The sequence below is a fragment of the Helicobacter pylori SA37A genome (genome assembly GCF_000476015.1).
Taxonomy (GTDB): domain Bacteria; phylum Campylobacterota; class Campylobacteria; order Campylobacterales; family Helicobacteraceae; genus Helicobacter; species Helicobacter pylori_DB.
Genome location: NZ_CBOO010000041.1, coordinates 1 through 742, shown reverse-complemented (window position 1 = coordinate 742; position 742 = coordinate 1). Strand labels below are relative to the sequence as shown.

General features: G+C 33.6%; 1 protein-coding gene. It reads left to right on the top strand.

Going from position 1 to position 742, the window contains the following annotated elements; translation table 11 throughout:
• Window positions 1–239, top strand: a 239-nt coding sequence (locus tag QT76_RS07800) for an outer membrane beta-barrel protein (protein ID WP_033621564.1), incomplete at its 5' end; no start/stop codon positions are given.
• Between the last annotated feature and the right edge of the window lie 503 nt (window positions 240–742).

Genomic DNA, 742 nt, shown 5'->3' with positions numbered 1-742 from the left:
TGAATAATGTCTATAACGCTAAAATGAACGTGGCGAATTTCCAATTCTTATTCAACATGGGAGTGAGGATGAATTTAGCCAGGCCCAAGAAAAAAGACAGCGATCATGCGGCTCAGCATGGCATTGAGTTAGGGCTTAAAATCCCCACCATCAACACCAATTACTATTCCTTTATGGGGGCTGAACTCAAATACCGCAGGCTTTATAGCGTGTATTTGAATTACGTGTTCGCTTACTAGAAGCTAAAAACCCTTTGTGAAACTCCCTTTTTTAACCCTCTTTTTTGGGGGGTTTCTTTTTTGAACTCTCTTTTTTTGAACTCCCTTTTTTAAGGGATTTCTTATTTTGAACCCTTTGTTTTTAAATTCTTTGTTTTTAAACCCTTTCGTTTTTTAAATTCTTTGTTTTTAAACCCCTTCGTTTTTTAAACTCTTTTTTTAAACCCTCTTTTTTTAGGGGGTTTCATTTTAAAGCTTTTTTGAAGTCTTTTTTTTAAATTCTTTTTTTGGGGGTTTGATCTTTCTTTTTGCCAATCCCCACTACTTTCGCTTTTTAATCTTTAGTTTTTATTTTTGGGGAGAGTTTGATGTAAAATCCTTTTTAGCGTTTTTGGTATTATTTAGTGAAAAAACTTGACGCTACTTTAAGCGATAATCTCTTAAAAAGTGCTTCTTTAGGGTGGTTTAAATTAAAAGGGAGAGAATGGTTTCAAAGCACTTCCTATCCCTTTAAGAAAATAAAA